The sequence below is a fragment of the Pseudomonas sp. genome (assembly GCF_036404235.1).
Taxonomy (GTDB): domain Bacteria; phylum Pseudomonadota; class Gammaproteobacteria; order Pseudomonadales; family Pseudomonadaceae; genus Aquipseudomonas.
Window position 1 is genome coordinate 1 of the sequence record NZ_DASWOT010000161.1, and the last position, 20634, is coordinate 20634.

The 20634-nt window shown below is 58.0% G+C and carries 20 protein-coding genes; 3 read left to right on the forward strand and 17 right to left on the reverse strand.

The window, feature by feature from the left end; translation table 11 throughout:
* The 11 genes from VGC62_RS20110 to VGC62_RS20160 all read right to left on the reverse strand — a co-directional run.
* On the reverse strand, positions 1–563 hold a 563-nt coding region (locus VGC62_RS20110; RefSeq protein ID WP_331188831.1), incomplete at its 3' end, for a methionine ABC transporter permease.
* Complete coding sequence (locus tag VGC62_RS20115; protein WP_331188832.1) at positions 553–1683, reverse strand: methionine ABC transporter ATP-binding protein; 1131 nt, start codon at positions 1681–1683, stop codon at positions 553–555. The genes VGC62_RS20115 and VGC62_RS20110, both read right to left, overlap by 11 nt.
* A gap of 2 nt (positions 1684–1685) precedes the next feature.
* Positions 1686–2474: a MetQ/NlpA family ABC transporter substrate-binding protein gene (locus VGC62_RS20120; protein ID WP_331188833.1), complete on the reverse strand. Its 789-nt coding sequence runs from the start codon at positions 2472–2474 to the stop codon at positions 1686–1688.
* 60 nt (positions 2475–2534) lie between these two features.
* Complete coding sequence (locus tag VGC62_RS20125; RefSeq protein WP_331188834.1) at positions 2535–3899, reverse strand: LLM class flavin-dependent oxidoreductase; 1365 nt, start codon at positions 3897–3899, stop codon at positions 2535–2537.
* A complete protein-coding gene (locus tag VGC62_RS20130; RefSeq protein WP_331188835.1) occupies positions 3899–5119 on the reverse strand; it encodes an SfnB family sulfur acquisition oxidoreductase in 1221 nt (406 codons plus the stop codon). The genes VGC62_RS20125 and VGC62_RS20130 overlap by 1 nt, the downstream gene beginning before the upstream one ends.
* 22 nt (positions 5120–5141) lie before the next feature.
* Positions 5142–6383 (reverse strand): SfnB family sulfur acquisition oxidoreductase, encoded by a 1242-nt coding sequence (locus tag VGC62_RS20135; RefSeq protein ID WP_331188836.1) that lies wholly within the window; start codon positions 6381–6383, stop codon positions 5142–5144.
* A 550-nt stretch (positions 6384–6933) separates the two neighbouring features.
* Entirely contained in the window at positions 6934–7662 is a 729-nt protein-coding gene (locus VGC62_RS20140; protein WP_331188837.1) for a hypothetical protein, read from the reverse strand.
* A 574-nt stretch (positions 7663–8236) separates the two neighbouring features.
* Positions 8237–8980 carry an L-cystine ABC transporter ATP-binding protein TcyN gene (tcyN, locus tag VGC62_RS20145; RefSeq protein WP_331188838.1) on the reverse strand — a complete coding sequence of 248 codons (744 nt, stop codon included), beginning with the start codon at positions 8978–8980 and terminating at the stop codon, positions 8237–8239.
* 3 nt (positions 8981–8983) lie between these two features.
* Positions 8984–9652: a cystine ABC transporter permease gene (gene tcyL, locus VGC62_RS20150; RefSeq protein ID WP_331188839.1), complete on the reverse strand. Its 669-nt coding sequence runs from the start codon at positions 9650–9652 to the stop codon at positions 8984–8986.
* Entirely contained in the window at positions 9649–10446 is a 798-nt protein-coding gene (gene tcyJ / locus VGC62_RS20155; protein WP_331188840.1) for a cystine ABC transporter substrate-binding protein, read from the reverse strand. Before tcyJ ends, tcyL begins: the two co-directional genes overlap by 4 nt.
* 544 nt (positions 10447–10990) lie before the next feature.
* Positions 10991–11989 (reverse strand): D-cysteine desulfhydrase, encoded by a 999-nt coding sequence (locus VGC62_RS20160; RefSeq protein WP_331188841.1) that lies wholly within the window; start codon positions 11987–11989, stop codon positions 10991–10993.
* A 211-nt stretch (positions 11990–12200) separates the two neighbouring features.
* Between VGC62_RS20160 and epsC the strand changes: the two genes are divergently transcribed.
* Both epsC and mgrA read left to right on the forward strand, forming a co-directional pair.
* Entirely contained in the window at positions 12201–13163 is a 963-nt protein-coding gene (gene epsC, locus VGC62_RS20165) for a serine O-acetyltransferase EpsC (protein ID WP_331188842.1), read from the forward strand.
* A 43-nt stretch (positions 13164–13206) separates the two neighbouring features.
* A complete protein-coding gene (gene mgrA, locus VGC62_RS20170) occupies positions 13207–14244 on the forward strand; it encodes an L-glyceraldehyde 3-phosphate reductase (RefSeq protein WP_331188843.1) in 1038 nt (345 codons plus the stop codon).
* A gap of 124 nt (positions 14245–14368) precedes the next feature.
* Here the strand turns inward: mgrA and VGC62_RS20175 are convergent, their stop codons facing one another.
* The 6 genes from VGC62_RS20175 to VGC62_RS20200 form a co-directional block, all read right to left on the reverse strand.
* Entirely contained in the window at positions 14369–15640 is a 1272-nt protein-coding gene (locus VGC62_RS20175; RefSeq protein WP_331188844.1) for a dihydroorotase, read from the reverse strand.
* Positions 15637–16641, reverse strand: a complete 1005-nt coding sequence (locus VGC62_RS20180) for an aspartate carbamoyltransferase catalytic subunit (protein ID WP_331188845.1) — start codon at positions 16639–16641, stop codon at positions 15637–15639. Before VGC62_RS20180 ends, VGC62_RS20175 begins: the two co-directional genes overlap by 4 nt.
* 27 nt (positions 16642–16668) lie before the next feature.
* Complete coding sequence (pyrR, locus tag VGC62_RS20185; protein ID WP_331188846.1) at positions 16669–17190, reverse strand: bifunctional pyr operon transcriptional regulator/uracil phosphoribosyltransferase PyrR; 522 nt, start codon at positions 17188–17190, stop codon at positions 16669–16671.
* Between the two features lie 76 nt (positions 17191–17266).
* Entirely contained in the window at positions 17267–17707 is a 441-nt protein-coding gene (ruvX, locus tag VGC62_RS20190) for a Holliday junction resolvase RuvX (RefSeq protein WP_331188847.1), read from the reverse strand.
* On the reverse strand, positions 17707–18276 hold the full coding sequence (locus VGC62_RS20195; protein WP_331188848.1) for a YqgE/AlgH family protein: 570 nt from the start codon (positions 18274–18276) through the stop codon (positions 17707–17709). The genes ruvX and VGC62_RS20195 overlap by 1 nt, the downstream gene beginning before the upstream one ends.
* 257 nt (positions 18277–18533) lie before the next feature.
* Entirely contained in the window at positions 18534–19436 is a 903-nt protein-coding gene (locus tag VGC62_RS20200) for an energy transducer TonB (RefSeq protein WP_331188849.1), read from the reverse strand.
* Positions 19437–19841: 405 nt separating this feature from the next.
* Between VGC62_RS20200 and VGC62_RS20205 the strand changes: the two genes are divergently transcribed.
* Positions 19842–20634: dihydroxy-acid dehydratase (locus tag VGC62_RS20205; protein WP_331188850.1), on the forward strand; the 793-nt coding region annotated here is incomplete at its 3' end.

The window sequence follows — 20634 nt, forward strand, 5'->3', positions numbered from 1 at the left end:
GTCAGCATCACTTGCGTATCGAAGCGCTGATAGCCGTAGCGATAGGCGATGTCGCCCAGCCCGCCAGCACCAATGGCGCCGGCCATGGCCGAGGAGTTGATCATGGTCACCAGGGTGATCGTGAAACCGCCGACGATACCCGGCAGCGACTCGGGCAGCAGTACGTGCCAGACAATATGCCAGCGCCGACACCCCATGGCCTGCGCCGCTTCGATCAGGCCATGGTCCACCTCGCGCAGGCTGACTTCGGCAATGCGTGCGAAGAACGGGGTCGCGGCAATCGTCAGCGGGACGACGGCGGCCCAGACGCCATACGTGGTGCCGACGATCAGTCGGGTGAAGGGAATGAGCGCGACCATCAAAATCAGAAACGGTACTGAGCGGAACACGTTAACGAACGCGCCGAGCACGCGGTTGACGTTAGGCGCCTGATAAATCCCGCCTTTGCCGCTGGTGACCAGGATCACTGCCAGCGGGATACCGAGAATCAGCGCGATCAGCGAGGACACGCCGACCATCAGGAAAGTGTCGATGACGCCTTGCAGCAAACGATCAAACCACATAACCCAGCACCTTTGCGTGTTGCGCCTGTTTGCGGGCGCGCGCGAGCAACTCTTCCAGCGAAAGCGGCGAGTGGGCAATCGACAACAGCAAATGTCCGAGCGCATGCCCTTGAATGCGTTCGACGCCGCCATGCAGCAAACTGACTTTGCCGCCAAAGGCGCCAAACAACGCCGACAGGTCAGGCTCGCTGTTACCCGCGCCACTGAACTGAAGATCCAGCACCACGGCCGCGTCAGGATTTTGCGGATGAGCCTGAAGGCGCGCTTGAAGATCTTCCGGCAAACCGTGCTGCAACGGAGCGAGCAAGGTTTTACTGACCTGGTGTTGAGGGTCGCCAAACACCTGCCACACCGGCCCTTGCTCCACGACGCGGCCCTGTTCGAGCACCACGACGCGGTCGCAGATTTCCCGTATCACCGCCATTTCGTGGGTGATCAGAATGATCGTCAGGCCAAGACGCTGATTGATCTCGCGCAGCAAGCCGAGGATCGATTGTGTAGTCTCTGGGTCGAGCGCCGAAGTCGCTTCGTCACAGAGCAATATCGCCGGGTCGTGAACCAGCGCCCGAGCGATGCCGACGCGTTGTTTCTGCCCGCCCGACAGTTGCGCGGGATACGCCTTGTGTTTGTCCTGCAGGCCTACCAATTCCAGAAGCTCGGCAACTTTGCGTTGGCGCTGCTCCTTGGGCACGCCCGCGACTTTCAGTGGCAACTCGACGTTCTGCCATACGGTTTTGGCCGACATCAGGTTGAAGTGCTGGAAAATCATGCCGATGCGCCGACGCAGCTTCACCAGCGCATCCTCATCGTACTCACCGATATCCAGCTGATCGATCAGCACTCGACCGCTGCTGGGTTGTTCAAGACGGTTGATGGTACGGATCAGTGACGATTTGCCTGCGCCGCTGCGCCCAATGATGCCGAACACTTCGCCGCGCTGGATATCGAGGTCGATGTTTTGCAGCGCGGCGACGGGTCCTTGCTGCCCCTCATAGGTCTTGCCCAGATTGATGAAGCGTACGTGAGCGTGGTTCTTTTCCGGGCGCAGTTGCGCCTGTGCGGCTTGATGAGGGTTGTCGGTGGGCCCCAGCGGGAGCTGTCGTTGTACCGTCGCGTTCATGTTCAGTCCTTCCAGCCAACCTGGTACAGAGTGCCGTTAACCTTGTCCAGCGAGGCGCGGACCACGGGCGAGTGCTGGTAGATGTCGATGAACTTCGCCAGGCGCGGATCGTCTTTGCTCTCTGGCTTGATGACGAACTGGATCACGTATTCAGGGTGATCGAGGCCGTCAAACAGGATCGCGGAACCGGCATCGAAGGTTTTCGCCAGGCGTATGTAGGCCGGATAGCCCTGCACCAGATCGGCGTCGTCATAGGCGCGGACCAATTGCACGGCCTCAACCTGGATCAGTTTGATTTTTTTCGGGTTGGCGGTGATGTCGTCTTCGGTGGCTTTATAGCCAACGCCGGGCTTGAGGGTAATCAAACCGGCCTTGGCCAACAGTTGCAAGCCTCGGCCGCTGTTGATCGGGTCGTTGGCAATAGCCACCGAGGCGCCACTTGGCAGCTCATCGAAGCTTTTGTACTTCTTCGAATACAGGCCAACGTTGTTGATGATGCCGGGGGCATAAGGCACCAGATTGAATCCGGCAGCGGCCTTGGCGTTTTCCAGAAACGGGATGTGCTGGAAGTAGTTCACGTCGATATCACCGGCAGCAAGGCTGACGTTGGGCGCGATCCAGTCGGTGAACTCGACCAGATCGACCTTCAAGCCTTGCTTGTCGGCTTCGGCGACAGCCGTTTCCAACGGGATGGCGAACGCGGCGGTGGTGCCGACTTTGAGCGGTTTGTCGGCCGCGTGGACGGCCAGGGTCAGCACACTGAGGGCAAGCGCAAGGAAGATTTTTGTCATTTTAGGTAGTCCGGTAGTTGAATCTGTGATTGCACGTCGGGATTGAATACGGTCAATTGGCTATTTGGCCTGCGTCCTGAATCCTGCCCCCCTGTGCCGTTCAGGCAACCGCGCGCCGCCTTCGGGAAACAACTTTTCACGCAATGTGCCGTTGTCGTACGCGGTCTTGTATGAGCCGCGCCGTTGCAGCTCCGGGATCACCAGATCGATGAAGTCCTCGTAGCTTTGCGGGGTGACGATGCGCGTGAGGTTGAAGCCATCAAGACCGGTCTCGGCGATCCACGATTCCAGCTCGTCGGCCACCTGCGTTGGCGAGCCGATCAGCGTGATGTAACGTCCGCCCAAGGCGTGCTGGTCGAGCAGCTTTCGCTTCGTCCAATCATTGTTTTTAAGGATTTTGGTCGCCGACTGAATGGCATTGCCTTTTACGTGCTGGATCGGCTCGTCCAGTTCGTACTCGGCGAAGTCGATCCCTGTCGAAGCTGCAAAGTGCGCAAGACCGGCCTCTGCGCTGGCATATCCCAGGTACTCGGCATGCTTGGCCCGTGCAGCTTCTTCGGTTGCACCAACGATCACATTCAGGCCCATGAACACCTTGATGTCGTCTGGATTTCGCCCGGCGGCCCGGGCGGCAGCGCGGACCTTGTCCACCTGTTCGCGGGTCGCCGCTTTGTTCTGTCCGCTAATGAATACGCATTCGGCATTTGCCCCGGCGAACTGCAAGCCACGCTCGGAACTGCCTGCCTGAAACAACAACGGCGTGCGCTGTGGCGAGGGCTCACACAGGTGATAACCCTCGACCTGATAGAACTCGCCCTCGTGCCGAACCTTATGCACTTTGTCTGGTTGGGCGTAGATACGCGCCTGACGATCTTCGATCACGGCGTCGTCTTCCCAACTGCCTTCCCAAAGCTTGTAAAGCACTTCCAGATATTCATCGGCCTGGTCGTAACGACGGTCATGTTCGATCTGCTCTTTGAGGCCCATCGCCTTCGCCGCGCTGTCCAGATAGCCGGTGACGATGTTCCAACCCACACGCCCCCGGGTCAGGTGATCGAGCGTGGACATGCGACGAGCGAACAAGTACGGCGCTTCGTAAGTGAGGTTGGCGGTCAGCCCAAAGCCCAGGTTTTGGGTCACGGCGGCCATGGCCGAAACCAGCAACAACGGGTCATTGACCGGCAACTGAATCGACTCTTTGAGCGTCACGTCCACCGAGTGTTGATAGATGTCGTACACACCCACGATGTCGGCGATAAACAGGCCATCGAACAACCCGCGCTCCAGCAATTTGGCCAGGTCAGTCCAGTACTCAAGCGTCTTGTACTGGGTTGAGGTATCACGCGGATGCGTCCAGAAACCGTGATTGATGTGGCCGATGCAGTTCATGTTGAACGCATTGAGCAGAATCTTTTTCTTGCTCATCAGATCGTTCCCCGGCGCGGCGGATTGACACCATTCAGGTAGAAATTACCGATGGCGTGATACTTCCAGCGCACGGGATCGTGCAGTGTGTGGACGCGTGCGTTGCGCCAGTGACGATCCAGATTGTGCTCAGCCAGCGTCGCTTGTGATCCGGCCAATTCGAACAGCGTGCTACCTGCGGCTAACGCAACCTCAGTGCTGATAGCGCGCGCCTCTGCAACTGCAATTGACGCGGCTGCGACGTTGTCCGCGCTGCTATCCGCCTGGGCGCGGTCGAGAAACTCCCCCGAGCGCTCCAGCAATGCTTCGGCTGCGTGCAAACGAATGCCGAGCTTGCCAAAGCTGTGCAATGTCAGCGGGTCATCCACGGCTTTTTCGATGCCTGAGTCAATCCAGGGCCGAGTGCGGGTGCGTACGAAATGCAGGGCGTCTTCATAGGCTGCGCGAGCAATGCCGGTGTCGATGGCCGCGTGGAGAATCTGTGCCAGCGGGCCTACGGTGGTCGGGCGTTCGAACGCGGTTTGGAAAGGCACCACATCTTCAGCGCTGACATACACGTAGTCGAACACCACCGAACCACTGCCTGTGGTGCGCTGGCCAAAGCCACTCCAATCGTCGATAACCGTAAGACCGGGTGCATCAGCGGGTACGAACGCTAATTGCTGGACGCCGTCATCGTCGATGACCGAGGTTGGAATACGTTGCGCGTACAGCGCGCCGGTGGAATAAAACTTACGCCCATTGATACGAAATCCATCGCCATCACGGCTCAGGCGCGTTGTGCGGTCATGGGCGTTCGTGGTGCCCAGCTCGGCCAGTGCATTACCCAGGCGCTGACCTGCGAGGACCTCGGCGTACAACAGCTGCTGTTGCTCCACGCGGCCATTCACCCGTAGCACTTCGAGGGCGTAAAAATGGTTTTGCGGGATTTGCCCCAGCGAGCTGTCGGCTTGCGAAATGATACGGGTGACCTCGGCCAGCGTGACGTAGGAAACGCCCGCACCGCCGAACGTCTTGGGCACACTGATGCCCCACAGGCCGGAGCGTGAGAACTGCTCCAGCTCTTGATGAGGCAAGCGGCGTTCGCGATCGCGCACGCTGCTGTCTTGCTTGAATTGTGAGGCCAGGTCGTGGGCGATTTGCAGGGCCTGGGCGTCGTCGGTAATGACCACGACCGATGTTGCCGCCTGCTGTTCAGACAGCGAAAGATTAATGCTCATAAAAGTGATTCCAGTGGTCTGGTCAGATCCAGGAGTGGCGAGCAGGCAAGGCGCCATTGAGGTTGTAAGCGCCGACGGCGTGGACCTTCCAGCGCACAGGGTCGTGCAGGGTATGGACCCGCGCGTTGCGCCAGTGTCGATCAAGGTTGAACTCGGCGAGCGTGGCGCGGCTGCCAGCCAGCTCGAACAACTTTTCGCTGGCTTGCAGGGCGATTTCAGTGGTCAGTACTTTGGCCTCTGCCACCACAATCGACGCCCTGGCAGCGGATTGCTCCGTGATCGGGTTCGCGGCAATCTCATCCAGCACGCGTCCAGCTTTGCGCAGCAGCGCTTCGGCGGCATGCAGTTCGAGTTTCAATTTGCCGATGTCGGCGATGACGTAAAGATCGTCGCCGGCACGCTCGACGTTGGCTTCGATCCAGGGACGAGAGCGTTCACGAACGAAGCGGATGCTGTCGTCAATGGCTTCACGCGCGATGCCAGCGTCGATGGCGGCCTGAATCAGTTGAGACACCGCGCCCTGAATATTGGGCGACAACGCCAGCTTCCAGTTCTCAATGACGAACTCACCGCTGACCCTTACGTTCTCCAGCAGCACCGTGCCACTGGCGGTGGTGCGTTGGCCAAAGCCGGACCAATCGTCGACGATGTGCAGGCCTGGCGTGCCACGCTCAACGAACACCAGCACTTGTTTACCGCTCTCGTTCAGCGCCTTGACCGCGACCCAATGAGCAAACAGCGCGCCGGTGGAGTAAAACTTCTCGCCGTTGAGCAGGAATTGATCGCCATCGGCTGTCAGACGCGCTCGTACATCAAGGGTGTTTTTGGTACCGCGTTCAGGGCCACCGTTGCCGATCCGCCAGCCATGCAGAACGCCCTCGAACAAGGCTTTTTTCTGTGATTCGCTGGCGCTACCGATCAGTGAGTTGAGGATGCCGAAGTGGTTTTGTGGGATTTGCCCAACCGCAGGGTCCGCTGCCGACAGAATCCGGAATACCTCAGCCACAGTAACGAACGAAACCTGAGGACCGCCATAAGCGCGGGGCACGGAGATGCTGCCCAGGCCGCTACGGGTGAACTGTTCGATTTCTGACCAGGGCAACTGGCGTTCGCGATCACGTTGGGCGGCGTTCACGCGCACCGCGCTGGCTAACTCAAGGGCTGCCGCAATGGCTTGGGCATCGTTGCGCAATACGGTGGTCGGTAACAGGGGGGGAGCAACGTCCAGGGTGTGCTGGACGCCAATGGCGCTTAGATCAGTCATGGTGGCGACCTCTGCAAACGCGCAATGCCCTGGCGTTATGCACTGGGGTAATTGTGAAGATGACCATTCAAACCTCGTGATAGCCGCGATGGCGGCTGAAAGTGCTGACGATGGTCCGGTAGCCCGGTGCATATACCCTAAGCGTGTATAAAAACTAAATAAACTCGAATTTTGGAATAAGCATAGAAGGTGAAAGCGCGCAGCTCTTGAGCAGCACGTCACACTGGCCGGCGGCCAATCAGGTGACTTGGGTGTAAGTCAGACAGGAACTCAATATCAACATGAGTAGCAAGTATTTGACGATTTGTCTGCTGTTCATAAGCGCGCATCTCATGAAGGATTCAACGAAGGCTAGCAGCGTCTTATTCATCAGATGTTGAAGTAGATGTAGGTCGAAATTGAAAAATCCGTAGGATGTTTCCTGTGTGTTAGTTGAATGTGAGCGGGTTCACATCTATTTGCAGTGTTTGAATAGTGTGCTTGGCGCAGTCGGGAGCCTTCGGTTAAACCTGACTGCGCCCAAGCACATGCGTGATGTCGTCGGCCAGCCTCACGCGTGACAATAATCGTTGACCATAACTTTTATCGAGCGAGGCGGTGCCCACATCGAATTATTCCCCACGCGGTCTATGACGCAATACGTCACTTCATGCTCCTCATCTATGCCGGCGTCGTTAATAAACGTACCTGGCAGGTGAAACCTGATGGCCTTGCCGACTTGCTCACTGGTAACGATAGGCAGATCGATACGTGAATCCCCCCAGCGCAAGGTGATTTCATCGTATGCATCCATGTTCGGATAGGCTTCGATAGCCAGTTCGATACCCTCGTTTAAGTGCTTGCGGCTTATCCCTCTGTGCAGCACCGCGGGGGAAAACGACAACGCCGCCAGTCCCTGGTTTTCTCCCAGCACCGTGTTAATCAAGTGGCCACCAGGAGGCTCCAACTTGACCCAAAGCTTGCTGGATGGGGACTGCACCGGAGTGCCTCCGATCTTCCTGACGCTGTAGTAAATCCTGGCCTTTCCGGTTTGCAGGAAGCTTTCTGGTACGCGTAGCACTGACGTGTAACCAATATCAGATGCTGTTAACAGCTTGGACGCGACATAACTCTCCCCCCAAAACAATTCGATCAAGTCGCCAATATCCATGTCCGGATAGGGATCAATATTGACGGCAAGATTCGCCGCCGCCAGCACGCCGATTCCATGCTTGTTGGCTTGCGGCAGATAGGGAGGGAACAGCTTAAAGTGTACGAGTTTGCTAGAGGCATAGGTCATAGCGGATTACTCTTTAGAGGGTGATAACCATGTTTACCTTGAATAATTACTTGCGCGTCCTTGTAAGCATATTGATGGCGCAAGATGCTGAACGATGATTAGTACACGCTGAGTACGAACTTATGGCAACTGTTACAGCCGGTCTCATATCGCGAGTTGAAAGTTCTGTTAATGCCTTGATCGTTACCATCGAGGTAATTGTGTTATTGGATCGCTGTCAACGAAAATAAGTGATTATGACTAAATATTCATAATAAAAAGATCTTTCCTACTCGATTATGGTGATCGGCAAATCGCGGTGGAGGTGTATTCCTACTTACTTGCAGAAGCTTCTCGTATTTACGTAGGAAATGACTCTATTTTTTCTAAACTGATCACCGTTTGTGTCGTGTCCTACTCTCGCGCCCAATAATGACTGAATTAATTTGTAAGATCGGTGACGAGAAATCCGATGAATTGATACCCACTAGCTTAGGCAACTGGACAGCTCTTTAGATTAAATAAAAGTTATTGAAATGTAAGAGCGTAGGAAAAGGCGCCTAACAGCGTAATTTTTGTAGTTATAGCTGTAGGATTATGTCCTGCTTCGTTCGAGGAATTGTCGGGTGCGCTCTTCCTTCGGATGAGCAAACAGCGCCTTGGCCTCCCCTTGCTCGACGATAACGCCCTTGTCGATGAACACCACGCGATTGGCGACATCCCGTGCGAAATTCATCTCGTGCGTGACGATCACCATTGTGCGCTTTTCCTCGGCCAACGCCCGAATCGTGGTCAGCACTTCACCCACCAATTCCGGGTCAAGCGCGGAGGTCGGCTCATCAAACAGAATGACCTCCGGTTCCATCGCCAACGCCCGGGCAATCGCCACGCGCTGTTGTTGTCCGCCCGACAGGCGACGCGGGTAGGCATCTTCCTTACCGGCGAGTCCCACTTTGGCCAACAACTTGCGGCCTAGTTCGACAGCCTTCGCCTTGTGCATCTTCTTGACCACAATCGGGCCTTCGATGACGTTTTCCAGCGCCGTACGGTGGGGGAACAGGTTGAAGTTCTGAAACACGAAACCCACGTGCTGGCGCAATTGACGAATCAACCCTTGTTGTTGGCTGAGAGGCCGGCTGCCATCTATTTTGATATCGCCGACGACGATGGTGCCGCTGGTGGGTTCTTCGAGGAAATTCAGGCAGCGCAACAACGTCGTTTTTCCCGAGCCGCTGGGACCAATGATCGCCACGACTTCGCCAGCTTCGACACGCAGGTCGATGCCCTTGAGGATTTGGTTGCCATTGAATTCTTTGGTCAGCTTTTCAACCACGATCATGCGTCAGGACTCCAGGTCATATCGGTTGACCTGCGTTTCCAGACGGTTTTGCAGGTGTGCAAGGACGCTGCACAGCACCCAATAGATCACGGCGACCGTGAAGTACATCGTGAATATTTCCAGCGTTCTGGAGGAAATCAACTGCGCTTGGCGGAACACCTCCGGCACCTGGATGGTGGCGGCCATGGCAGTGTCTTTGACCAGCGAAATAAAACTGTTGCCCAACGGCGGCAAAGCGGTACGCGCAGCCTGCGGCAGGATCGCCCGGCGCATGGTCTGGGCGCGGGTCATGCCGATACTGGCCGCCGCCTCCCACTGGCCCTTGTCTACGGCGCCAATGGCCGAGCGCAGGATTTCACAGGCATAAGCTGCCATGTTCAGTGACAGGCCGATCAGCGCTGCGCTGATGGCATCCAGTTCGATTCCGAAGTCCGGCAGGCCGTAATAGATCATGAACAGCTGGACCAACAACGGCGTGCCTCGGAAGAACGACACGTAAACCCTGGCAATACCGCTGATCAACTTGATCTTCGAGAGCCGCATCAGCGCCAGGCCGAAGCCCAGCACCAATCCGAAAAACATCCCGCCGAGGCTAAGGCCTACGGTGTAGTACGCGCCCTTGAGCAGAAAGGGTGCGGAGTCCAACGCGAGCTGTAGGCTCTCTGCAATCATTTGGTCACGTCAGCCTGGAAGTACTTCTGCGACAGTTTGGCGAGGGTACCGTCGGCACGCAGTTTGTCGATGGCCTTGTTGATCGCGTCCAGCAGCTCAGGCTCGCCTTTGCGCAGGGCAATGCCAGCTTCCTGACGGGAGAACGGTTCGCCGGAAACAGCCAAGGCGTCTTTGGTCTTGCTGACCAGTTCCAATGCTGCCAGACGGTCTACCAGAATCGCGTCGATACGGCCTACGCGCAGGTCCTGGTATTTAGTCGGATCATCGTCGTAGGTTTTAACCACCGCACCAGGCACGTTTTCTTTCAGCCACTGCTCGTAGTTGGTGCCCAGGCCGACACCGACTTTGTGGCCGGACAGGTCGTTGGCGGTCTTGAATTTGTCTGCATCTTTTTTCTGCACCAGCGCTTGAATGCCGGAAACGGTGTAAGGCGTGGAGAAGTCATACTTCTTCTTGCGCTCGTCGGAGATGGTCACCTGGTTGATGACGACGTCCAGGCGCTTGGACTCCAGCGCTGCGAGGATGCCGGCCCACGGGGTGGGTTGCAGTTGGACTTTCACGCCCAATTCTTTGCCCAGCGCTTCGGAAAAATCGACCTCGAACCCTGTGAGCTTGCCGTCCTTGTCCACGAAGCTGAACGGTGGGTAAGTGCCTTCAAGGCCAACCTTGAGCGTACCGTTCTTTTTGATGGTGTCGAGTTGATCGCCAGCGATGGCTTGGCCCACCAAACCGGTGCCAAGTACCAGGCTGAACGCCGACAGCAAGAAAGTGCGGCGCAGTGCAGACATATTCATGTGAGTCCCCTGTTTTATTGGAATATCAGGCAAGAATCAGACCTGACGAAAGCTACTGTGACCCTGAAAGTTTATCCAGCTTTTTCCAGCAGTCAGCCTTATAGCGTTTGCGGTGCTGGCGGCGATCATAAGAGGTGCAATTTAGGAAGAAAAATAATTAAAAGCGCCACGCTTATTTGTTTTTTGAATAAGAAGGTTATCCCTTTCATCCCTGTAAATACTGTGTTTCCGGTCAAGCTGTCGGTCGGTGTTTTTTGCTCAAAAGCGTGGTCGTATCAGATGCTTCACCGCTGCGCATGGCGTATGTCTTCAATGTGACGGTTCAATCAGCTGTAGGAGCGCGGCTTGTCCCGCGATCTGGCGCGCAGCGGCAGTAAACCCGCTGCATGCGGCCTGCCCTGTCACACCGCGTGCGCAGGTTTTACGACGGGTTCCCCGCCGGTCGCGGGACAAGCCACGCTCCTATGTATGTACAGCGGCAGTCGATGGGCGATTGTACGGGTGCAATTCAAAGGGACGACTCCTGCCGGAAACGCATCATCCGCTAACTGGAGAACACGTCTGGATACGCAAATAGCGCTGGCGCTCCGCCGGTATGCAAAAAGATGATCGGCCCGTTCTTGAAACGCTGTCTACCGATGCCATCGAGTAGCCCGGCCATGGCTTTGCCAGTGTAGACCGGGTCGAGCAACAGACCTTCGTGGTTAGCCACCAACTTGATCGCCGACAAGGTCCCGGCGTTTGGCTCGCCATAACGCGGCCCAAAGTACTCATCCCATAGCTCGACCTTGAACGCAGAAGGCAGCGGCACGCCCAACAGTGCAGCCGTACGCTCGGCCAGGCCTTGCACTTTTGGCGCTTGGGCTTCTTCAGCACGGGACACCGTCACACCAATCACCGGCAACTGTGGCAAGGCTTCAGCCAACGCCAACGCCAGACCGCTGTGCGTGCCGGCGCTGCCCGAAGCGAGAACGACGGCGGCAAATTGGAGGCCGGTTTGCTGAATCTGCTCGGCCAATTCAAATCCCGCGCGCACATAACCCAGGGCGCCCAGCGCATTGGAACCGCCGATTGGCACCCGATACGGCTTCTTGCCGCTGGCGCTAAGGCTATCGGCCAGCGCCTGCAGTTGTTGGTCGGCGTTGTCCAGATTGTCCACCAGCTCAACCTTGGCATCGAACAAGTCCAGCAGCAGGCGATTGCCGTTGCGCAGGTAATTGATGTCATCGGTGGCGATGGGATTTTCCAGCAGAGCCACGCAGCCTAGCCCCAGCCTGGCAGCCAGCGCTGCGGTCTGACGTACATGGTTGGACTGGATCGCACCGGCGGTGATCAGCGTGTCTGCGCCCTGTGCCAATGCATCGGCGGCAAGGTACTCAAGCTTGCGCAATTTGTTGCCACCCAGCGCAAGCGGCGTAACGTCGTCACGTTTGACGTAGAGGTCGCGCCCTGCCCAGATTGACAGACGTTCAAGCTTTTCCAGCGCAGTAGGGGCATTCAGCAATTGCAGACGATTAAAGTGGGAAAGTTGTTGTTTCATCATGATGGCGGTCAATCTTCAGTGAGTCGCAGGACTATAGGCAGACTGTTCTTACAGGGCAACCAAACGATTACTGACGGTAGATTCTCTAAAGCCCTACTAAAATTGGTATTTTTTCGACACAAAAGTTTACCGTAGAGTGACCCAACCGTGAGCCGCGTCTTGGCTGAGAAGTCATTGAACGAAACCATCGTCAAACTGAGGAGAAATCTGCGTGAGCACTATTCCCGAACCGTCTTCAGATGCATGTGACGAGGGTGTAACGGGTCATTGGCAACTGCATCGGATCGTTAGTGAATTGCGCGCTGCGCGTGATGAGTGGCGCACTCGAAACGGTCGCGTCAGTGGCGAGAAAGGCGGTCGCGAGCTGCCATCCCGAGAAGCGCTGCGTGACATCCTCGAGGCCTTGAGTGGTGCCTTGTTCCCTATGCGCCTGGGGCCTGTGGATCTACGAGAGGAAAGCGAAGACTTCTACGTCGGACACACGCTGGATGTCGCGCTTAATTCGTTGTTGGAGCAAGCGCGGCTGGAGCTGCGCTATGTCGCGCGCCAACGCGGCGAAGATGCCAGTTGTGCGGACGTGCATGCCGAGCGTCTGATCCAGGACTTCGCCAGTGCATTGCCAGCGATACGCAAGATTCTCGACACCGACGTGCTCGCGGCCTATCACGGCGACCCGGCTGCGCGCAGCGTCGACGAGGTGTTGTTGTGCTATCCGGGGATTCTGGCGGTGATCCATCACCGGCTGGCGCATCATTTGTATCGCAATGGCCTGCCGCTGCTGGCCAGGATCAGTTCGGAACTCGCGCACTCGGCCACCGGAATCGACATTCACCCTGGCGCGCAGATCGGCCCGAGCTTCTTCATCGATCACGGGACGGGTGTGGTCATTGGTGAAACGGCAATCATTGGCGAGCGGGTGCGTATTTACCAGGCTGTGACGCTGGGCGCCAAACGCTTCCCGGCAGACGAAGACGGTCAGTTGCAGAAGGGTCATGCGCGTCATCCAATCGTTGAGGACGACGTGGTGATTTATGCCGGCGCGACGATTCTGGGACGTATCACCATCGGCAAGGGCTCGACCATTGGCGGCAACGTCTGGCTGACCCGTGGCGTGCCGCCGGGCAGCAACGTGAATCAGGCGAGTCTGCAGCATGATGACGGGAGCCAGAAGTAGGCCGCCGAAATCTTAGCCAGTTCAGACCAAAAGAGAGGATTCGATGACCTACATAGCTGCTGAAAACCGTTACGACGTTATCCCTTATCGTCGCGTTGGGCGTAGCGGGTTAGTTTTACCCGCGCTGTCACTGGGCCTGTGGCACAACTTCGGCGACAGCACGCCAATCGACACCCAACGCGCCATGCTGCGCACCGCGTTCGATCACGGCATTAACCATTTCGACCTCGCCAACAACTACGGCCCACCGTATGGCAGTGCAGAGGTCAACTTCGGGCACCTGCTCAAGGAAGACTTTGCGCAGTATCGCGATGAGTTGATCATCTCCACTAAAGCCGGTTGGGACATGTGGCCAGGGCCGTATGGTCAGGGCGGCGGTTCACGCAAATACGTGCTCGCAAGCCTTGATCAAAGCCTGCAGCGCCTGGGGCTCGATTACGTCGATATTTTTTATTCCCATCGCTTCGACCCGGACACCCCGCTGGAAGAAACCGCCAGTGCGCTGGCTACGGCCGTGCAGCAGGGCAAGGCGTTGTATATCGGTATCTCGTCTTATTCAGGCTCTAAAACCCGAGAAATGGCCGCCCTGTTGAAAGAGTGGAAAGTCCCGCTGCTGATCCACCAACCGGCCTACAACATGCTCAATCGTTGGGTCGAGAAGGACCTGTTGGATGCAACCGACGAGCTCGGCGCAGGGGTGATTGCCTTTACCGCACTGGCCCAAGGCCTGCTGTCAGACAAATACCTGAACGGCATCCCAAAGGATGCGCGGGTCAATCGTCCGGGAGGTGGCTCGTTGCAGGCATCGCACCTGTCCGAGCAGAACATTGCCCATGTGCGCGCCTTGAACGAGATCGCCAAACGTCGTGGCCAGAGCCTGGCGCAAATGGCCTTGGCCTGGACCCTGCGCGATCCCCGGGTAACGTCTTCGTTGATTGGCGCGAGCCATCCGGAGCAGATCGTCGAAAACGTCGGCGCACTGAAAAACCTCGAATTCAGCGCAGAAGAACTGGCCGAAATCGACCGCTTTGCAGTGGAAGGCGGGATCAACCTGTGGGAGAAGCCCTCCACGGCTGAGTGACGCTCGACCTATAGACGCTAATCCCTGTGAAGCTGCCGAAGGTTGCGAAGTGGTTTCGATCTGCTGAAAACCGTTTCGGTCTTATCGCCGCCTTCGACAGCTGCACAAGGGAGTTTCAGGGTGTTCAGGCGATATAGCTGATCCGCCCATCCACAAACGTGTACTTCACCGCACTCGGCAGGCAATGCCCAAGGAACGGACAGTTTTCGCCCTTGGACAGCCATTGCTCACCGGCAACGGTGGAGGCTGTGGGGTCGAACAGCAGCAGATCCGCTGGCGACCCGGCAGCCAATTGCCCAGCAGGCAAACGCAACGCCGCAGCAGGCCCTGCGCTCAGGCGCGCCAGTAGCGTCGGTAAATCAAGCAAGCCATCGGCAACCAGCGTCATCGCCAGGGGCAGCAACAGTTCGACGCTGCTGATGCCCGGCTCAGTTGCGCCGAATGGCGCCAGCTTAGCATCACGCTCATGGGGCTGGTGATGGCTCGAAATCGCCTGAATCACGCCTGACTTCACGCCTTCGCGCAGTGCATCGCGGTCTGCGCGGGTGCGTAGCGGCGGCTGCACGTGATAAACGCTGGAGAAGTCGATCAGTGCTTCGTCAGTCAAAATCAGCTGATACAGCGCGACGTCCGCTGTTACCGGCAGACCACGCGCCTGCGCCTGGGCAATCAGCTCGACGCCGCGTGCGCTGGTCAGTTGGGCGAAGTGCGCTCGCACGCCGCTTTGCTCGACCAGCAACAAATCGCGCGCCAATGCCACGGTTTCAGCCGTTTCCGGGATGCCTGGCAAGCCGAGGAAGGCCGCAGTCGGACCGTCATGGGCCAAGCCGCCTTCGGCCAAATCGTAATCCTGCGAATTGAAGATCACCGTCAGGTCGAACGTCGCGGCGTACTCCAGTGCGCGACACAAGGTACGGTTGCTGCGAAAACTCACCAGACCGTTGGTGAACGCCACACAACCCGCGTCACGCAGCGCGATCAGTTCGGCCAGTTGCTCGCCTTCCAGACCTTTGCTCAGCGCGCCAATCGGGAACACCTTGCTGTGTCCGGCCTCACGGGCGCGGTCGAGAATCAGCTCGGCAACAGCGGAGGTATCCAGAACGGGTTTAGTCCGTGGCGGGCAGCACAGGCTGGTCACGCCACCGGCGGCGGCGGCGCGGGTTTCGCTGGCGATGCTGCCTTTGCGGCTGTAGCCCGGCTCGCGCAGAGAGACGTTGAGATCGACCAGCCCCGGCGCGGCAATCAGGCCAGTGGCGTCGATGGTTTGTGAGGCGACGAACCCCGCTGGCGCTGCACCAACGGCGAGTACTTTGCCGGCTTCCAGATGCAGGTCGGTGACTTGATCCAGACCGCTGCTAGGGTCGATGACGCGAGCGCCGAGGATGCTGAACTTCACTGCGCGTTCTCCTGCTCGAACTGGCGTTGTGCGGTCTGGCCGCTCATGGCCATGGACAACACGGCCATGCGCACGGCGATGCCGTAGGTGACTTGATTGAGAATGACCGAGTGCGCGCCATCGGCCACGGCTGATTCGATTTCCACACCACGGTTGATCGGGCCGGGGTGCATGACGATGGCATCCGGCTTGGCACCGGCCAGGCGCGCGGTGGTCAGGCCAAACAGGCGGTAGAACTCGCCTTCGCTTGGCAGCAGGCCGCCCGACATGCGTTCGCGTTGCAGGCGCAGCATGATCACCACGTCAACGTCCTTCAGGCCTTCAGCCAGATCGGTGTAAACCTTCACACCATATTGCTCGACGCCGACCGGCAGCAGGGTCTTGGGGGCGATCACGCGGATATCCGGGCAGCCCAGCGCCTTGAGCGCGATCATGTTCGAGCGCGCGACGCGTGAATGCAGGATATCGCCGACGATGGCTACCGAAAGGTTCTCAAAGCTGCCTTTGTGGCGGCGAATGGTCAGCATGTCGAGCATGCCTTGGGTCGGGTGCGCGTGACGACCGTCGCCGCCGTTGATGATCGCAACCTGCGGGCAGACGTGCTCAGCGATGAAGTGCGCTGCGCCCGAGTCGCCGTGGCGCACGACGAACATGTCGGCGGCCATGGCTTCCAGGTTGCGCAGGGTGTCGAACAGCGTTTCGCCCTTGCTGGTCGAGGAGGTCGACACGTTCAGGGTGATGACGTCCGCCGACAGCCGCTGGGCCGCCAATTCAAAGGTGGTGCGGGTGCGCGTCGAGTTCTCGAAGAACACGTTGCACACGGTCTTGCCGCGCAACAGCGGGACCTTCTTCACGGCCCGCGCACCGACTTCCAGAAACGAATCAGCGGTGTCGAGGATTTCGGTGAGCAGCTCGCGGGGCAAGCCGTCGAGCGAGAGGAAATGTTGCAGCTGACCCTGATGGTTGAGCTGCAGCGGGCGCTTGGCGTCGAGAGGCGTCATCGCAAAGGACTCTTTGTTAGAGGGCGGCTAGAGGGCTGTGGAATCGGTGGAAAGGTCTTGCAGCTCAAGCGTCAGCGGCGTCGGGCCGGACAGCTTCACGCGTTCGTTAGGCGCCAGCGACAGTGTCGCGCCGACCACGTTGGGGCGAATCGGCAACTCACCAGCGTCCAGATCGAGCAACGAGACCAGGGTCACGCTGGCCGGGCGGCCATAGTCGAACAGTTCGTTGAGCGCTGCGCGAATCGTGCGGCCACTCATTAATACGTCATCGATCAGGATCAAATGCTGGCCTTCTATCTCGAACGGCAGCTCGGAAGGACGCACTTGTGGGTGCAGGCCGTTCTGGCTGAAGTCGTCGCGATAGAAGGAGACGTCCAGCGTGCCAAGTGCCGAATCATTGCCCAACTCTTGCAACAGAGCTTGTGCGACCCACACGCCACCGGTGCGGATGCCAATGAAACGTGGCTCGCTGATCCCACGTTTTTTCAAATGCGCTTTCAGATCGATCGCCATCTGGCTGATCAAATCGGCGGGGCTGGGCAGGCTCATGATTGCTCCTTCAGGTGCCCGAGGACGCTCGCGTGAGCGCTCGGGCTAAAACACGAATTCGGTATAGCGCAAAGCGTCAGGCATTGAATAACGCGGTGTTGGCTTCCAACCAGCCTTGCAGCAGTAATGCAGCCGCAATGGCGTCCACCGGGTTATCCCGATAACTGCCGCGTTGACCGCCACGAGCCATACGCTCACCCTTGGCTTCAAAGGTGGTCAGGCGTTCATCGTGGGTGTAAACCGGCAGGTTGAAGCGACCGTTGAGCTTGCGCGAGAACTTTTCAGCGCGGGCGCTCATCTCGCTCGGCGTGCCGTCCATGTTCAACGGCAGGCCGACCACGATTGCGTCGGGCTTCCATTCGGTGATCAAGGCCTGGACCTTGTCCCAATCCGGGACGCCATTTTGCGCTTTCAAGGTACACAACTCGCGGGCCTGGCCGGTAATCACCTGGCCGACCGCAACGCCGATCTGTTTGGTGCCGTAGTCGAAACCCAGTAGCAGGCGCAAGCCAGCCATCAGGCGTGACCTGCTTGGCTGGTCAGTAAATTCAGGTTGATGCCGAGCTTGGCGGCGGCGGCATCAAGGCGCAGCTCGCTGTCGACTTCAAACAGGATGGCCGGGTCAAACGCGCAATTCAGCCAGGCGTTGGCGGCGAATTCTGCTTCCAACTGGCCTGCATCCCAGCCAGCGTAGCCGAGGGTGATCAGGTTTTGATCAGGGCCGTAGCCGTCGGCAATCGAAAACAGCACATCTTGAGAGGTCGACAGCGAGACGCCGCCCAGATCGACCGTAGCCTGGAAGATCTGCCCAGGGGGGTGCAGCACGAAACCTCGGTCGGTCTGAACCGGACCACCCATATGAATGGGGATATGCTGGCAGCGCACGGGCGGAACCATTTCCGGTCGCAACTGCTCAAGAATGTCAGCCAGTGACAGGTTCTGCGGGCGGTTAATCACCAGCCCCATGGCGCCACTGGCGTTATGCTCGACGATATAGGTCAAGGTCTGCGCGAAATTCTGGTCATGCATATGGGGCATGGCGATCAGAAACTGATGCTTGAGGTATGACGGGGAGACGTTTTTCATGAGCCCTAGTGTGGCGCTGCGGGCCAGTGCTGACAACTGGCAGATCTAACAGGTTTTGTATATTTAAGACGTGGTTCTGGTTTACTCGGTAGCGCGCAATACTTGTAGGAGCGTGTAGGAGCGTGGATTGTCCCGCGATCTGGCGCGAAGCGGCAGTAAAAACCAGTGCATGCGGTGTACCCGGAATGCCGAAATGGCAGGTTTACGACCGGTCCCCGGCCGCTCACGGGACAAGCCCCGCGCCTACCCATGCGTATTCAATTGCTGGAAAGCTTGTCTCCGCGCGCAAATTTCCAGGTACGGATGATTTCCAGGCGGTCGATGTCTGCCAGATCGCCGGTAAACGGCGCAAATGGCGCCGCCAGACGTACAATCTTTTGCGCCGCCTGATCCAGCAACGGCTGACCGGATGACTCCAGAATCAATACTTCGTACAGGGAGCCATCCCGGTTGATCGACACCATCATCCGCAGGTTGCCGTAGATCTGTTGGCGTCGGGCCTCTTCGGGGTAATTCAAATTACCGATGCGCTCGATCTTCTTGCGCCAGTCTTCCTTGTACCAGGCGCCCTTGTCACGCATGGTCGATGCCGCGCTCAGGCGGTGGATCTTCGGACGCTTGGCGTAGGCTTGCTGCTCGTTCGACAGCTCAGCTTCCAGGCTGGCGATTTCGTCGTTCAACTGGCTGCTGTCAAAGGTCGGGGCAGCTTTCCTGGCTTCTTCGGGCTTGACCTCTTCGCGTTTGGCGACGGTCTTTTGCTTGGCCGGCGCCTTGGTAGCGACAGCAGTCTTCGGTGCTTCTTGCTTTACCACCTGTTTGGCGGAAGGAGGCGGCGTGACTTTATTGATCTGGGTGTCTTGGTAAGGCGCGATTTCAGTGATCTTGGGCACCGCTTTCTCGTCCAGGGTGCCGCTGCCTTGTTGATTCTCCTGGGCAAGGAAATCCGCGTCCTTGGGTTTGATGTCGCTTTTGAACGGGGCGAGGGTGATTTCCAGGGTCTGGCTGATTTTTTCCGGTTTGGCGAAGGTGAAGCCCACGCCAAGGATCAACGCCAAATGCACAAGCGCTGCAACAAGCAAGGTAAAACCCAGGCGATCGGCAGGGCGCACACCCGTGCGAACACGCTCCATGGAAAGATCTGTATTGACCGCCGCGTTCATCGACGATCCGGGATCACAAAAGCCAACATTGCAAAACCAACCTAAGGCGTAATTCAGGCCGCGCATGATAACGCAATGTCGGTTTGTGCTTGGGCTTTGATGTTTGCGGGCCGATTAATGGCCAGAACAAGTACCGCAGTTGATGAGCGCAAGCTTGCTGGTGATTCGCATTTGAATTCGCCGAGAATAGTCGGGCGAGCTAACCATTCCCTCTCCCGCTGACAGGTGTAGAATCACCGCTATTCATCGCCAGTCATCCCCCGGCGGGTTTATGAGCTCAGGCCGAGCGCGCGGCGATCCTGCGACGCTATCGGTTATTCGCTGCATCCGGTCACTGCCATTTGCAAACGACGTCACTAGAAGCTCACTCCCTTCCTCGATTAGCCGATTAGCCGGAGTGCCCAAATGCCAGATTACCGTTCGAAAACGTCTACCCATGGCCGCAATATGGCCGGAGCGCGTGCCTTGTGGCGCGCCACCGGAATGAAGGACGAAGATTTCAAGAAGCCCATCATTGCCATTGCCAACTCGTTCACCCAATTCGTACCGGGGCACGTACACCTAAAGGATCTGGGTCAACTGGTCGCCCGTGAAATCGAACGCGCAGGCGGTGTGGCTAAGGAATTCAACACCATTGCCGTGGATGACGGCATCGCCATGGGCCACGACGGCATGCTGTATTCGCTGCCCAGCCGCGAGATCATTGCCGACTCGGTCGAATACATGGTCAACGCCCACTGCGCCGACGCCATCGTCTGCATCTCCAACTGCGACAAGATCACCCCTGGCATGTTGATGGCTGCCTTGCGCCTGAACATTCCGGTGATCTTCGTGTCCGGTGGCCCGATGGAAGCTGGCAAGACCAAGCTCGCCAGCCACGGCCTGGATCTGGTTGATGCAATGGTCATCGCCGCCGATTCCAGTGCCAGCGACGAGAAAGTCGCCGAGTACGAGCGCAGCGCCTGCCCGACCTGCGGATCGTGCTCCGGCATGTTCACCGCCAACTCGATGAACTGCCTGACCGAAGCGCTGGGCCTCGCGTTGCCGGGCAACGGCTCGACACTCGCGACCCACAGCGACCGCGAAGAGCTGTTCCTGCAAGCTGGCCGCACCATCGTCGAGCTGTGCAAAACCTACTATCGCGACAACGATGATTCGGTGCTGCCACGCAACATCGCCAACTTCAAAGCGTTCGAAA